The 15,161-nt window shown below is 46.7% G+C and carries 13 protein-coding genes; 5 read left to right on the top strand and 8 right to left on the bottom strand.

Going from position 1 to position 15,161, the window contains the following annotated elements; translation table 11 throughout:
• Positions 1–412: 412 nt before the first annotated feature.
• Together Q0K92_RS03280 and Q0K92_RS03275 are read left to right on the top strand one after the other, a co-directional pair.
• Positions 413–1,501, top strand: a complete 1,089-nt coding sequence (locus Q0K92_RS03280) for a DUF4214 domain-containing protein (protein ID WP_297324376.1) — start codon at positions 413–415, stop codon at positions 1,499–1,501.
• Positions 1,502–1,856: 355 nt separating this feature from the next.
• The gene (locus Q0K92_RS03275) at positions 1,857–2,276 is read left to right on the top strand and encodes a YidB family protein (RefSeq protein WP_366083988.1); all 420 of its coding nucleotides are present in this window, start codon (positions 1,857–1,859) and stop codon (positions 2,274–2,276) included.
• Positions 2,277–2,464: 188 nt separating this feature from the next.
• Here Q0K92_RS03275 and Q0K92_RS03270 read toward each other — a convergent pair whose 3' ends face one another.
• Complete coding sequence (locus Q0K92_RS03270) at positions 2,465–3,277, bottom strand: YiiX/YebB-like N1pC/P60 family cysteine hydrolase (protein ID WP_297324375.1); 813 nt, start codon at positions 3,275–3,277, stop codon at positions 2,465–2,467.
• Positions 3,278–3,423: 146 nt separating this feature from the next.
• On the opposite strand from Q0K92_RS03270, the gene Q0K92_RS03265 reads away from it, so the two are divergent.
• On the top strand, positions 3,424–3,900 hold the full coding sequence (locus tag Q0K92_RS03265) for a potassium channel family protein (RefSeq protein ID WP_297324374.1): 477 nt from the start codon (positions 3,424–3,426) through the stop codon (positions 3,898–3,900).
• Positions 3,901–3,965: 65 nt separating this feature from the next.
• Here the strand turns inward: Q0K92_RS03265 and Q0K92_RS03260 are convergent, their stop codons facing one another.
• The 7 genes from Q0K92_RS03260 to Q0K92_RS03230 all read right to left on the bottom strand — a co-directional run bounded on the left by Q0K92_RS03260 (position 3,966) and on the right by Q0K92_RS03230 (position 13,755).
• Entirely contained in the window at positions 3,966–4,379 is a 414-nt protein-coding gene (locus Q0K92_RS03260) for a hypothetical protein (protein ID WP_297324373.1), read from the bottom strand.
• Positions 4,380–4,478: 99 nt separating this feature from the next.
• A complete protein-coding gene (locus Q0K92_RS03255) occupies positions 4,479–5,657 on the bottom strand; it encodes an acetyl-CoA C-acyltransferase family protein (protein WP_297324372.1) in 1,179 nt (392 codons plus the stop codon).
• A gap of 51 nt (positions 5,658–5,708) precedes the next feature.
• On the bottom strand, positions 5,709–6,080 hold the full coding sequence (locus tag Q0K92_RS03250; protein WP_297324371.1) for an Hpt domain-containing protein: 372 nt from the start codon (positions 6,078–6,080) through the stop codon (positions 5,709–5,711).
• Between the two features lie 299 nt (positions 6,081–6,379).
• The gene (locus tag Q0K92_RS03245) at positions 6,380–8,278 is read right to left on the bottom strand and encodes a transglycosylase SLT domain-containing protein (RefSeq protein ID WP_366083984.1); all 1,899 of its coding nucleotides are present in this window, start codon (positions 8,276–8,278) and stop codon (positions 6,380–6,382) included.
• Between the two features lie 173 nt (positions 8,279–8,451).
• Positions 8,452–9,795 (bottom strand): NADP-specific glutamate dehydrogenase, encoded by a 1,344-nt coding sequence (gene gdhA, locus Q0K92_RS03240; RefSeq protein ID WP_297324369.1) that lies wholly within the window; start codon positions 9,793–9,795, stop codon positions 8,452–8,454.
• Between the two features lie 253 nt (positions 9,796–10,048).
• Positions 10,049–12,604 (bottom strand): magnesium-translocating P-type ATPase, encoded by a 2,556-nt coding sequence (gene mgtA, locus Q0K92_RS03235; RefSeq protein WP_297324368.1) that lies wholly within the window; start codon positions 12,602–12,604, stop codon positions 10,049–10,051.
• A gap of 113 nt (positions 12,605–12,717) precedes the next feature.
• Positions 12,718–13,755: a fatty acid desaturase gene (locus Q0K92_RS03230; RefSeq protein ID WP_297324367.1), complete on the bottom strand. Its 1,038-nt coding sequence runs from the start codon at positions 13,753–13,755 to the stop codon at positions 12,718–12,720.
• Positions 13,756–14,096: 341 nt separating this feature from the next.
• Here Q0K92_RS03230 and Q0K92_RS03225 point away from each other — a divergent pair, with 341 nt between their 5' ends.
• The gene (locus Q0K92_RS03225) at positions 14,097–14,480 is read left to right on the top strand and encodes a VOC family protein (RefSeq protein ID WP_297324366.1); all 384 of its coding nucleotides are present in this window, start codon (positions 14,097–14,099) and stop codon (positions 14,478–14,480) included.
• 468 nt (positions 14,481–14,948) lie between these two features.
• Positions 14,949–15,116 (top strand): DUF1328 domain-containing protein, encoded by a 168-nt coding sequence (locus Q0K92_RS03220; RefSeq protein ID WP_297324365.1) that lies wholly within the window; start codon positions 14,949–14,951, stop codon positions 15,114–15,116.
• Positions 15,117–15,161 lie beyond the last annotated feature (45 nt).

Genomic DNA, 15,161 nt, shown 5'->3' with positions numbered 1-15,161 from the left:
ACTTCTTCGTATAAGGCGCGGCAGGTTTTCGAGGTGATATCTGGCGACGCTGCTATTCTTGCCTCTATCGCAATACAACCTGTCAGGAACAGCGCGCTGGTAATAAGGATGATTTTTATCATAACCGGCATCATGCATTTAAATGATCGAGATTATTCATATGCTTCTCCTATTGAGGTTATTGCAAGTTGATTTCCATAACCTATCGATATTGAGGGAAAACATGCGCAGCGCCCAATAAAACATAATCTTGGCACTTGAATCAAAAAGCTTTCATTGCCGGAAAGAATACGTTAAGCTTTTTTAAGTATGTCATGTAAATTTAATATTTGACAACAAAGCGAAAGTCGATCTCGGCGTAAATTCATCAAAATCGGATTTGCGTACTTTTCACAATACGGAGGAAAAGAAAATGTCATTCCACATCTTTCATATCAATGAAGTATATTCCAATGCTGATGGCAGTGTTCAGTTCATCGAGTTTGTCGGTGACAGCGATCATGAAGGCTTTTGGGCCGGGCACTCGATAATTTCTACTAATGGCGTTAATACGAATACCTATTCGATTACGACTGATCTTCCCAATCAGGCGACTGGCGGCAAGTCGGTGCTGGTCGCGACGCAGGGATTCGCTGACTTGGGAATTGTCGCGCCCGATTACATCATTCCCAATGGATTTTTGTTTACCACCAACGGCTCCGTGACTTTCCCCGGAATGATTGGAGGCCAAATCAGTTATCCGGCATTGCCAACTGACGGAACGCTATCGCTCAACCGTGATGGCTCAACCGGAACCAACTCTCCCACGGATTTCGCCGGTAACACCGGAACTGTACAGATACCGAGCAATTTGATTTCTGGAACAGATGGCCCGGATAATCTCATAGGCACGCCCGATGATAACGTTATTCAAGCTGCTGGCGGTAAGGATACAGTCAATGGTGAAGCGGGCAACGATACATTGGATGGTGGCGCGGGCGTAGATACCGCAATCTACAACAGCGATTATGCAAGTTACTCACCGCTTAAAACAGATTCCAATTTTATCATTTCCGGACCGGATGGCACCGATACGCTTTCCGGCATTGAGCGTCTTCAATTTACAGACAAAAATGTCGCGATCGATCTTGATGCCGGGCAAGCGGCCGGCAACAGCGTTCGAATCATCGGCGCAGCGTTCGGCGCGCTGACTATCCAGGAGCATCCGGACTATGTCGGTGTCGGGTTAAGTTTGTTTGATGCGGGCCAAAGTATGATCGAAGTGTCGCAGCTTGCGGTTGACGTGATGGGCAATCTTTTAAATGATGCTTTTGTCGATACGGTGTACCAAAATGTGGTCGGTACAGTTCCTTCAACCAGCGATCATGATTTTTATGTCGGATTGTTGCAGAATGGAACATATACCCAGGCACAGTTGCTGGAAATCGCAGCCAACACTGAAGTCAATGCAGTGAGCATCAATCTCGTGGGGCTTCAGGAGAGTGGCGTGGAGTTTGTGTAGTGATTCCGCTTACGTATGCCACGTGTCACTGATCCGTTGGCGGAGGCGCGGTGTGAGCCATAGTTTTTAAAATGCCGGCTTGCCTATCCAGCGAATACACTTTTTTGACTTCCTATTGCATCATTTCAGCAGGATTCTGGTAGCCTGATTGCCGCTGCAATACTTTCAACCGGGTTGAAGGTATTGAGTTATTGGCAAGAAGGACAATTCCTACGTTACGTGTGGTAATATTATTACGCTTCCGGTCAATTTATGAAGCTCGAACCGTTACACGGTCTACCGAGTGATTATCTATTCAAGGCAATCAGTGCCTTATGACAACGAGCAAATCTAATTATGAAAAGGAGTAGTCGTTATAAATCTTTTAGATAATATTGCCAAGAAATTTCTTACCGATACGAACAATGATGGAAAAGTTGATGCACAGGACGTTGCCGCTGCATTTAAGAATCTGGTTTCAGAAAACTCGGATGCACTGGATTTCAATGGCCTGGTTGAGAAATTTAAAAATGCAAATTTGTCCGACACCGTTGCATCATGGTTGAGTAACGGAGAAAACAAGCCCATTTCTTCGCAGCAAATTGAGCAGGTTTTTGATACCGAAAAACTGGCAGCTTTTGCATCGTCACTGAAAATTGAGCTTGCTGAAGCAAAAGAAATGCTTGCCAAGGCCATTCCAAACTTGGTTGACAAATTCAGCAGCGATGGAAAATTATTGAATTTGCAATCTTTGGACACCACCAGCATCCTCGATAGGATCAAGAAATTATTTTAATTTAATCTCTTCGAGTGCAATACCTCACTTTGTGAGGCACATCCTGCTTGGGCAGACAGTTTTATCGATGATGAATACCCCCCGCAGCTTTGCTGTGGGGAGTCAGCCGCATGTTTTCTCAATCTGCTGATTTTCAATCAGCCCTTCTCCGCCGGAATTGACTCCAACGCATCATACTAGTCATACCATCAGTCTGTATTGGTTTCTGTCGGCTCGCATGGAATCTGTGCGTGCTCCTTCAAATCATGACTCCAAGTCAGTTTGCGATAGTCAAAGCCATTTTTGATGGTTGGCTTGATGATATCGAAGTAGGGCGATATATCGAAATCGCGTGGCGTATACAAACTAACATTACGGATATGGTAGAGCTCTGCATAACAATCCGCTTGCATCGGATTATCTGACCAGGTTCGCTGAATCTCCGGCAATATCGGATAGGGTATCGATTGGAATGCTTGTGCGATCAACGTAGAGCAGATTGCCCGGGTCGGGTCTCCGCTACCAAGCGCCAGCAGACGACGGCGGAATCTCGTTGGAATAGGTGCAGTGGGCAGGAGATACCGTACCAGATCGAAAATGTGCTTGAGATCATACTGCTGACCTATGCGTGCAATGACATAATCCACCACCCGCTTACGATCTTCATCGCTCAAGCCCACGGGACGGCAAATGCGGGTGTGCATTTGCGCATAATGCGCCAATGTCACGGCACGCACGCCTTCCTTCAGATCTGCTTCAACCAGCACTTGGGGCAATTGCCACGGCGTGCTGGAAGGCAACGCATTCCCAACATACAACGCGGCATGTGACCAGGTTGATTGTGTAAGGTATTTGATAGCAACACTGACACGTGTATCTCCTTCAACCAGGAGCACATCTGCAGGCTGCAAATTTGCCAGGAGTTGTTCCTGGCTGACCGTTGCAACCTGCGTGCTTTGCCGCACCGGTTTGGTGAGAAACTTTGCCAGCCCGCGACCTACGAACTCAGTTATTGGCTCCATCTATTCTTCCTTATGTCCGGACAAGTCTGCATAAATATAGAAACAACAAGGGAGTGCATGGAATAATGAAATATTGTCTAATAAAAATAAATTTCTATTATATGTGGCTACAATACGTTGTGTGATTGATTATCTGACTATTTTCCATGAATGAACATGCGCTTCTTTTGCCAGTGCTGGTTATCTCCGGCGTTACTGTCACCATTTGCGTGGTATTACATTATGAAGCATTACGCTTTTTAAGCCGCGCAGTAGGAATACATGTCCATAAGCGCATCGGCGTGCTGGTTGTAATGCTTGGATTACTGCTGGCACACATACTGGAAATTTTTGTGTTTGCGATGAGCTATAAGGTAATGCAGCATAGTGGCGTATTAGGCCACATAGCCGGCATAGACGACAATAATTTACTCGATTTTATTTACTATTCATCCGTCGTTTATACCACGGTAGGATTTGGTGACCTGGTGCCGGTTGGCCCCATCCGCATGCTAACTGCTGCTGAAGGCTTGGCGGGATTGGCGATGATTACATGGTCAGCGTCTTTTTCCTTTTTGGCGATGCAGCGCTTATGGCCGCATCTATTATCAAAATCCGACTCTGACCCAGACCAAAAGGAATAAACAGGGTAATGGTTGGATATCGCCTGCTGATCAGTTGTAAAAACATCTCGCTTCAGCACTGCAATTTATTCCTCAGTGGTTTTTCGTTCCAGGCTTTTGATTTTCTCAAAGATCGCCTCCCTTTCGCTTTCCAGTTCCTTATAGCGCGTATAAAGGCGATCCAGATCCGCACTGTACCGTTCCATTCGATCATTCTTCTCCTGCCTGCGCCGCATGAGGTCTTCATAGCTTGGGATAGGTATACTTTTTCCTGTCAGGTTGAGCGGTATCGTGTCGGGTGATTCCAGCATTTCATTCCGGCGCAATTCCTGAGTCATCAGAAATTGCTGGTACGTGGCTTGTGATTCTTGCGAAATACGCGCCATGGTTTTTTCCAATTGACGGATTTCCGCATCTTTAGTTGCAACCGGTTCCGATAAAGGCTCAGCCAAAACAGTCATGGAAACAATGAATAGTAGCAATAAAATTAAATAACGCATGGTGTTGGTGAGTTCATTGAGAAATAGTAACCATACGCACCTGTGTACGCTTGTCAAGTGCATAGGCAGCACAACTTGCTATGTCGGATTAGCAGCCTGCTAAAGCCGCTCAAATATCGCTGCAATACCCTGACCGCCGCCGATACACATGGTTACCAACGCATAACGCCCGCCGCAGCGATGCAGTTCATAAATGGCCTTGATCGTCAGAATGCTGCCGGTTGCACCAATCGGATGGCCTAATGCAACAGCACCACCGTTAGGATTGGTTTTCTGCGGATCAAAATGTAATTCTTTAGCAACCGCACAGGCCTGCACGGCAAAGGCTTCATTGGATTCGATGACATCCAAATCCGTCACTTTAAGGTTTGCGCGTTGTAACGCATGGTGTACAGCGGGTATGGGTCCGATACCCATCAATTTTGGATCAACACCGGCATGGCCATAGGAAACCAATCGCGCCAGCGGCTTCAAACCGCGCCGCTCCGCCGCACTACTTTCCATCAGCACCAATGCAGCGGCGCTGTCATTGATGCCCGAGGCATTACCTGCGGTTACAGTCCCGTCTTTCTGAAAAACCGGTCGTAATTTGGCCAGACTTTCCGCACTGGTATGTGCACGAGGATGTTCATCCGTATCAAACATAATTGTTTGCTTGCCGGAAGTTATTTCAATGGGCAATATCTGCGCTTTAAAGTAGCCACTATTGATCGCCTGCAGTGCACGGCGGTGACTTTCTGCCGCAAACCCGTCCTGCTCTTCGCGACTGATCTGCCATTTGGCGGCAATATTCTCAGCGGTAACTCCCATGTGGACATGATCAAACGGGTCGGTCAATGCACCGACCATCATGTCCACGGCACCACCGTCATTCATGCGTTGCCCCCAGCGCAGTGCCGGCAACAAATAGCCGCCGCGACTCATGGATTCCGCGCCGCCCGCTACTGCCACATCGGTATCGTTGAGTAAGATATTCTGACCAGCCGAAATGATGGCCTGCAAACCGCTGCCACACAAACGGTTGACGGTCAGTGCGGAAGCATGCTGCGGCAATCCGCCGTTGATACAGGCAACACGTGCCAAATACATATCGCGCGCTTCGCCATGTATGACATTGCCAAAAACCACGTGCCCAACTTCATGGGAGTCAATGTTGGCACGTAATACCGCTTCACGAATGACTTTTGCCGCCAAATCCGCTGGCGCATACTGTTTAAGCGCGCCGCCGTAATCACCAATCGCTGTGCGTACGCCACTTAAAATGACAACATCCCTCATGCATGCTTCCTTCTTGATAGGTATGGAGTGTCCCCATGCAAAACGAATAAGTTATTTCTGCGCATCATATTCCACCAATAGTTTTTCCAGCGCGACAGTCACCTGCAGAAATTCATGTTGGAATTTAGCCAATAGCTTTGCAGCTTCATCGACTTGATTGTTGTCTCCAAAATCTTCCAATTTCTGGCAAATGTCAGCAAGAGTTTCTGCACCGATGTTAGCTGTACTGGATTTTAACGTGTGCGCCGCTCTTCTCAGCATCAGACTGTCTTTATCCTGTATGGCATCTTCAATTTGGGATAAAAATGCCGGAGCGGATTTCAGATAAATTAAGATAAGCTTTTTTAGAACACCAACCCCATTTATGGGATTGAGTTGGCGCAATGCATTCAGTTGATTCAAATTGAGAACCGGGTTGTCCATAGTGATACTTTCTTTTCAGAATAATGAAGGTTGGCGATGTATGTCTGAGATATTTCTCAGACCGATGCATCAACATTCCAACAGGCCGTTGAAAAACGTTTTCGAGGCAGCCGATACAGGCAAAAACAGACAAGAAAGCGCAGCTTATGCGTAATCAATGAGCATTTTAAGCCTGTCTCTAACACCGTAAGCAATGTCGATAATTTTTCAACGGCCTGCTAAATGTACTTTCAAAACGAATCATAACCAGTTTCTATTGAGCTGTCAGATCAACTAATCGCCACAAGACTATTCGGGGGCTACTTGGCCGCCACAACACCCAACCGTTCTTTGAGTGTTGGAGAATTCTGCCCGTGATTCAGAACCTTGGCATAGTACATGGAATTCTTTAAAACCTTTTTGACATAGTCCCGGGTTTCATTGAACGGAATTGTTTCAGCATAAATAGCCCCTTCCAATGGCACCGTGTTGTCACGCCAGCGTTTGGCCCGACCCGGCCCAGCATTATAGGCAGCTGAAGCCAGCAATGGCTGGTTATCCAGCGTACTGAGCACATGCTTGAGATAATAAGTGCCTAGGCGCAAATTGGTATTCACATCAACCACGAGATGCTGGCGGAAATTCTGTATGCCAAGTTGCTTGGCAACCCATTCCGCCGTCGTCGGCATCAACTGCATCAAACCGGCCGCACCGGCGTGTGATTTGATGTCTGCAATGAACCGGCTCTCTTGTCGGATCAGACCGTACACCCAAGCTTCATCCAATTCATGTTGTTGCAATACCTTTCTAAGGGTTTCACGGTGTGGCGACAAAAAACGCAGATTAAAATCATGTTGCGACACCGTTCTGTTTGCCGTGTTGATCGCACGGTCATACAATCCATGACGGCGGGCGACTTCTGCCGCGGCCAGCAATTCTGCATCGGTAAAATTCCGGATTGTCCAACTCCATTCACGCAACGCTTCCGTGCGCAAATTCATACGAGAAAAAGCCAATGCGCGCTGTACCCCGAGGTTTCTCTCCATCGCGGACACTTCGTTATTGCTCGCGCGATAGGCCTTATCCGCGATACTGAGTATTGTTCCGAGTTCCTCTTTGGCTAATTGCCCATAAAAACTGTGCTCGCCGCTCAATGGAATGAAAATGTTATTCGCATCGAGTACATAGCCGTTTGCTTTTAATGCGCGCGCTTTCCAGTAACGCCAGGTATCCACTTGCTGCTCGGTTAATGACATCCGGTCGATGGTCTGCAGTACCTCGCCCCAATTTGCAACGCGCAATGCCGCACGTACCTGCCAAGCAAGTATGGTGTCCGAGGGAGGGTATGGTTGCGTGGTATTTTGCGCTTCCCTGAACCAGTCCAATGCGCGTGAATCATGCCGCATGGCTGCGCGGTGCCCTAATCGTGCTAGAAAATACGAACGATCCAGTACAGTCAGCTGCCCTTTTATTTTGAGCCACTGTGAATACGCTCGATCGGTATCGTTACGCAACAAGCGCAACAGTGCAAACAATGCAATTTCGCGGTCACTGCGCGTCTTGAGGGTATTTTTCCGCGCATCCAGATAACGCAGCGGATTCTTGGCGGCGTTATTCAAATCGCCGGCGTTCAGCGCTTCGTTTCCGGAAATATAGCGATTAACATGGATCGCCACACCAGTTTGACCTTCTTCCAGTGCCAACCGGATGCGCGTCCAGATATCTTCTCGCGAAATTTGCCCGCTATAAATTAACGTTTGAAAAACCGGCGTGCAACTATCCGGCAAGCTGCCGGGAGTCAACCATAATGACCGCGTATCCGCCCACACTGTGTTCTCGCCGGCCTCAAGACGGCGCTGATAGTGGTAGCACATCAGCTCCGTATCCTTATTAACCAGTAATGGGTATTCGGCTTCAAACAGTTGCCATTGCTGATTTTTACCCAGTATCTTGAGCCAATCGCCGCGCAATCGATCCGCAACCAATCGGCCTTCATGACGTGCAAGAAAACTTCTGATGGTTGCTATGTCAGTCGTTCGCAACTCCATACGCAACTGAAAATATTCCACATACGGCCATAGCACATGGCGGTTCAGTCGCTTAGCATACTCATCCAAACGTTTGGCGTTGCCAGTCTGAAATGCTTCCCGGGCGGCAATAAAATCACTATCCTGACTTGCTGATAGCGTTCCAACGTAAGCTAAAAGGATTAATCCCAAAAGGTAATTTCTCATAGCTATCAACAGTGCAAACTCAATGGGTAAATAGAAGGAACAAAACGAGCATTTTACAATCAATCTGGGCCCTCACAGCATTACTGCGAGAGCCCAGCGCCATACTACAAATTCAAATGCCGGTAAAATTCAACGTCCAATCAAACCGACCATGACAATCAAATAACACCCTGCCCCAGCATCGCATCGGCCACTTTGACAAAACCGGCGATATTCGCGCCGTTCACATAGTTTACGCTGCCATCAGGATTGGTACCGTATTTCAGACAGGACTTATGAATAGCTTGCATAATTTCCTGCAGGCGCGCATCAACTTCTTCGCGCGTCCAGGACATACGCATCGCATTCTGACTCATTTCCAGGCCTGACGTGGCAACACCGCCGGCATTGCTGGCTTTACCCGGTGCATACAGTACCTTGTTATGGATAAAACATTCGACCGCTTCGGCCGTCGATGGCATATTTGCACCTTCGGCGACACAAATCACGCCATTCTTAACCAAGGTTTGCGCATCGGCTCCGGTAATTTCATTTTGTGTCGCACACGGCAATGCCACTTGTACTGGTATATGCCAAGGTTTTTCGCCGGGCAGGAAAGTGACATTGACGCGTTTGGCATATTCATCCAGGCGCGCATACAAGTGATTTTTCACTTCGGCCAATATCGCCAGTTTCTCGGGAGTGAAACCGCTTTCATCCACAATTGTGCCGCTGGAATCGGATACGGTAATCACTTTGGCACCCTGCGCCATGGCTTTTTCTACGGCAAATTGCGCCACATTGCCCGAACCGGAAACAGAAACGCGCATGCCTTCCAGATAACGTCCTGCATGCCGCAATACTTCCTGAGCAAAATAGACTGTGCCGTACCCGGTGGCTTCCGGACGTATCAGTGATCCGCCAAAACTCAATCCTTTACCGGTAAACACACAATCAGCACGATTGGACAATTTTTTCATCATCCCCGCCATGAATCCGACTTCACGACCGCCAACACCAATGTCGCCGGCAGGCACGTCGGTATCCGAGCCGATATGACGGAATAATTCACTGATAAAGGCTTGGCAAAAGCGCATGATTTCGCCCGGGCTTTTGCCTTTCGGATCGAAATCCGAACCACCCTTGCCGCCACCCATCGGTAGCGTCGTCAATGCATTCTTAAAAGTCTGCTCGAATGCCAGGAATTTAAGAATAGACAGGTTCACCGAAGGATGAAAGCGGATACCGCCTTTATAAGGGCCGATGGAAGAGCTATGCTGTATGCGGTAACCGCGATTGACTTTGACCTCACCATGATCGTCGACCCAGGATACGCGAAATATAATCACCCGCTCCGGTTCGACCAATCGATCTAACAGGCCATGCTCCGCATAACGAGGATGCTCCGTAATGAAAGGCCACAGGCTCTCCACGACTTCAGTAACCGCTTGCATGTATTCTGGTTGATTAGGATTACGCTCAGTCACATACGCGCTGAACTCCTGAAGACTCTTATATTTCATTTTCAATTTCCCCGGTTAATGAAAGGTTATTCGCAAATATCCCAATTCTGCCAAATTAATTCATAGGCTGCACTGTATTTTTGTTAAAAGATAGGATTACTACAAAAAAATTTCCAAACTTCGTCCGTAGCTCATGGCAGTGCTTAACGATGTCAATCGGCATCGAAAACATTTTTCAGCGGCCTGCTAGGTGAACTGCACTTTAAAGGCATTATTTTTTAATTAATTATCTTTAGCCTGATTGATTGCCAGATCACCTACTTTTGTCGAATGCGGTATAACATCGGTAAAAATTTCTCTTGACCACTTCGACCATGACCAGATAGAACACTACCATCACTGCTAGAATGAAATAGAACTCGGCAGGCGGCGGAATGAAACCGAAATACGTCCCTAAAGCAGTGAATGGAAGGAGCGCGGCGATCGCCACAACGGTGCAGGAAGTCGCGATCAAGATAGGATGAGCGTGGCTTTTGAATGGATTGCCGCGTGTACGGATGATGAAGATCACCAATACTTGAGTGGCGAGTGATTCGATAAACCAGCCGGTTTGGAACAACATTTCGTCGGCCTTCAGCACCGCGAGTAAAACATAGAAGGTCAGAAAATCAAACACTGAACTGATAGACCCGATCACCAACATGAAATTACGGATAAAGTTTATATCCAATTCCCTTGGTTTCCGGAGTTCCTCAGGATCCACTTTATCTAAAGGGATCGGCACTTCGGATAGGTCGTACAAAATATTGTTGAGTAATATTTGGGTTGGCAGCATGGGTAGGAAAGGCAGGAATAATGCCGCACCAGCCATGCTGAACATGTTGCCAAAATTGGAGCTGGTGCCCATCATGATGTACTTCATGATATTTCCGAAGGTGCGTCGACCTTCCAACACACCATCATGCAAGACATTTAAATCCTGATCCAGAAGAATCATATCAGCCGCTTCCTTTGCGACATCGACGGCGGAATCTACCGATAGCCCCACATCTGCAGAATGTAGTGATGGCGCATCGTTGATGCCGTCACCCAGGTAACCGACGACATGACCGCGAGCTTTGAGCGCTAGGATCACTCGGTTCTTCTGAGCGGGATTAACTCGGCAAAACAAGTTTGCATTTTCTACTCTGACCCGTAAGGCCGAATCATCCATCTGTGCAATTTCCTTGCCAGTCAGCACGCCTGTTACCGGAATATTCAACTGAGCGCAGACATGCTGTGTCACTAATTCACTATCGCCAGTGACAATTTTGACAGTTACGCCACTCTCCTTGAGTGCGGCAAGGGCGGCGCTGGCACTTTCCTTGGGCGGATCAAGAAAGCCCGCAAAACCTGCAAATATAAGCTCCTCTTCGTCACCGATAACGGCATGGGGGTGATTCAACGGCACTTCGCGCCAGGCAATGCCTAATACACGAAAACCCTCTTTCTCGAGATCGGCATAAGTTGCATGTATCTGTTCTCGTGCAGCTTTGTCGAGCGGCATCTGAACTTTACTATCTTGTGTTTCATAGCAAGTGCAAAGACTGATAATTTCCTCAGGCGCACCTTTGACAACCAATATCCGGCGATTACCTTCATCCAGCAAGACCGACACACGCCGTCTTTCAAAATCAAAAGGAACTTCATCGATCTTCTTCCAAGTGCTCACATCGATGTTTTCGTGACTGAGAATCGCCTCATCGAGCGGACTCTTCAAACCTGTCTCAAAGAAACTGTTGAGATAGGCTAGTTTCAGCACCCGCGCACTGGAATTGCCTTGTGGATCCACATGCTGTTGCAGTTTGATTTTGGCTTCAGTCAGCGTGCCGGTCTTGTCCGTGCAGAGGATATCCATTGATCCCAGATTCTGAATAGCGGCAAGGCGTTTGACGATTACTCTTTTCTTTGCCATGTGCAGTGCGCCACGCGCCAAGGTGACAGATACTACCATGGGCAATAACTCCGGCGTCAGACCCACTGCAAGCGCCACTGCAAATAAAAATGACTCTAACAAGGGCTTATGCATGAGTGCATTGACTAGCAAAACGAACAACACCAGCAGGATGGTCAAGCGCATGATGAGCAGACCAAAGCGATGTATTCCGATTTCAAAGGAAGTTGGCGGTGGTTCGTGAGTAATGCTGGCGGCAATAGCGCCGATGGCAGTGTCGGTGCCTGTTTTGACAATCAGTATCCTGGCGCTACCGCTAACCACGGTAGTGCCCATGAACACAGCGTTAACAGCGCCCTGTAGATCAGTTGCATCACCAGGAGGTGTTCCTGGCCGTTTTTCCACAGGATAAGATTCACCGGTCAGCAGTGCCTGTTTGACAAAAAGATCGTGCGCTTCTAACACAAAACCATCTGCTGGAACCATATCTCCTGCAGAGAGTAAGACAATGTCGCCTGGTACCACATCTGTCACCAGCACCTCCAAGGGCTTACTGTCACGCATCGCTGTGGTCCGCAACGATACTGAGCGACGCAAGCTTTCGGCCGCCTTCCCGGCGCGGTGTTCCTGAACGAAATCTAGCGTTACGCTCAATAGCACCATGACCATGATAATGACAAAATTAATCGTTTCACCGGTAAATGCTGAGATCGCACTGGCTACAAGAAGCAGGATAATCAGTGGATTTTTAAAGCGAAAGATAAATTGTAAAAATAATGACCGTTCTTGGTGATCACGGAATAGATTAGGGCCAAACTTGGCAAGCCGGGAAAGCGCTTCGGTATGGGATAATCCGCTAGAATCAGCGCCCAATTCTCTTTGACATTCTGCGAGAGGTTTGAGCCACCATGCTTGATTATCAGGAGCTGCTGCCATTACTTTATCCCATCACTCATCGTTAACAGAACTCAATCCTATGAAAAGACCACTGTATTGATTCTCAGATGATCGAAGGCCGCGAATTTGGCTGATGCGGAGTGCGCCTACTTCTATTTCAGAACGCTCATGCGCAGTTTTTGCGCAAAAACATCCAGAGAAGCTACTTGAAGGCATTTTACTTTTTTACACCAACTTTCCAGTTTTTCTGCGAGGTTTTCTATTTTTGCGTTCTTATCCTCCCATACCGACTGAATCTCTTTCAGTAAATCTTGCGTAAAAAGATTTTGAGAATCGGAATCCATCGCGCGCCTGAGTTCATGAATAAAGTAATAACGATGTTCTATGAGCGCAACAACTGTCTTTTCATCGCATGTTTTTTTCTGCTCATCAAGTATCAGCGTGGAAGGAATATGTTTAACATTCGCCAAGCCGAGAATTTCCAATATACGAATATACATCCATCCGATATCAAATTCATACCAGGTACTCGAAAGCTTGGCAGAAGTAGGATAGGCATGATGATTATTGTGAAGCTCCTCACCCCCAATAATGATACCCCACGGCAAAATGTTCTTAGATTCATCGGGGGTCTCAAAATTGCGATATCCCCAATAGTGTCCCACGCCATTGATAACACCTGCCGCCATGACAGGAATCCACAACATCTGTATTGCCCACATCGTTAGGCCAATGGGCCCAAACAGTATGACGCTTATTATCAGCATGAGCGCCACTCCTTTTGCGCTATGCTTGGAATAGATGTTTTTTTCTATCCAGTCATCCGGTGTAAGATGCCCATATCGCTCTAACGTTTGCGGAGCTTTGGACTGCTGACGATAAAGCTCAGCGCCTTCCCAGAAGACTTTCCTGAGGCCATGTACATGCGGACTATGAGGATCGCCTTCCTTTTCACACTTCGCATGATGTTTACGATGGACGGCAACCCATTCTTTGGTAACCATGCCCGTTGCAAACCACAACCAGAATCTAAAGAAATGGCTTATGCTGGGTGAAAGATCAAGTGCACGATGCGCTTGATGGCGATGAAGAAAAATTGTAACGGAAGCAATACTGATATGAGTCAGTATCAAAACGACTATCCCATATCCCCACCACGGTAAATCAATAATGCCTGAAAAGTAGTTCATAATAACCTTACAAAATAACATTAAGTAACTACTTAGAACTGCTACCAAGTAGGGAACTCAACAGATTAAGCTGCAAACTATGACTTGCATAGCGTCGTTGTGTGATGCCTGCGCAACTATTTGGTATGCAAGTTTTTATCTTATCTGCTAACGCTGTCGGTTTCGATTGTTATAAGCTATTACTGACATACTGATTTATACACAGTATTTGTGCACTGAAAATTTTTCACTGGATTCCTTATTGACACAAAGTTTTAGTGAAAATAAATTGTTCAGCGCATCATTAGATGCCCAAGAAGCTTCATTAGTTCTTAATAGATGATTTGTAGAAGGAAAAATTTATGGCTATCACACTTAATCACACCATTGTGCCTTGCTTTGATAATGTTGAATCTGCAAAATTTTATTGCAGATTATTTGGATTTAAATATATCGGCGAGTTTTCACGTTTTATCGTAGTACGTGTCAATGACACGTTGTGTCTGGACTTTGACAGTAGAGATAAGTTTGAATCAAATCACTATGCGTTCAAGGTTTCCGAGCAGGAATTTGATGAAATATTCGAACGCTTACGAACCGAGACTATTAAATATGGCAACGGCCCCAGTGAAGTTGATAATATGACTATCAATCATAACTATGGCGGACGTGGCGTGTATTTTCGTGACCCGAATGGACACTTACTGGAGTTACTGACAGTCGATTATGTGATACCTGCCCATTAACCATAATCAGCATCTAACAAGCTGCCTCGAATACGTTCTTCAACGGCCGACTACGGCCGCCTCAAACCATGGATGACGAAATTTCATGGTGCCGCAACACGCCCATGTCCCTATTGACGATTACGTACCTTGATGAGATCTAACCCAACGCACTGTTGATATTTTCCAGAACACAGTTATATGTGCGGTTACGTACAGATCGACATGAGGATTAGGAGGATTATTAAAACCCTAAGTCTAGTCCTAGGAAATCCTAGGAGCTTAGAATCCCATTGGATGGAAAGGATTTTTATCATGATTCAAGTTAAAAAACCTCAATGGCAGCAACAGACAAGAAAGAAAATTATTAACTAGCGTTTACAGGAGCGTCCAATAACGGAATAGGTTTTGGAGACCGCTTCATTGTAATAAACAACCGAATATTTTTGTTCGGTCGTCATTGATTCTTAAAAAATGAGGAGAAAACACATGATTAGCTGGGCAGTTACATTTCTGATCATCGCTATTATTGCGGGTGTTCTGGGTTTTTCAGGTATTGCGGGTACGGCAACCCAAATAGCCTGGATAGCGTTTGTGGTCGGTATCATTATGGCCATATATTTCTTTTTAACGGGAAGGGGATCTCCGCCATCTTGATGGTGGAAATCATGCACCTTTACAAAAATTTTATTTTTATTAGAT

The sequence above is a fragment of the Nitrosomonas sp. genome (assembly GCF_024282095.1).
Lineage (GTDB): Bacteria > Pseudomonadota > Gammaproteobacteria > Burkholderiales > Nitrosomonadaceae > Nitrosomonas.
The sequence above is the reverse complement of the archived record's forward strand: the minus strand, read 5'-3'. Positions and strand labels throughout refer to the sequence as shown.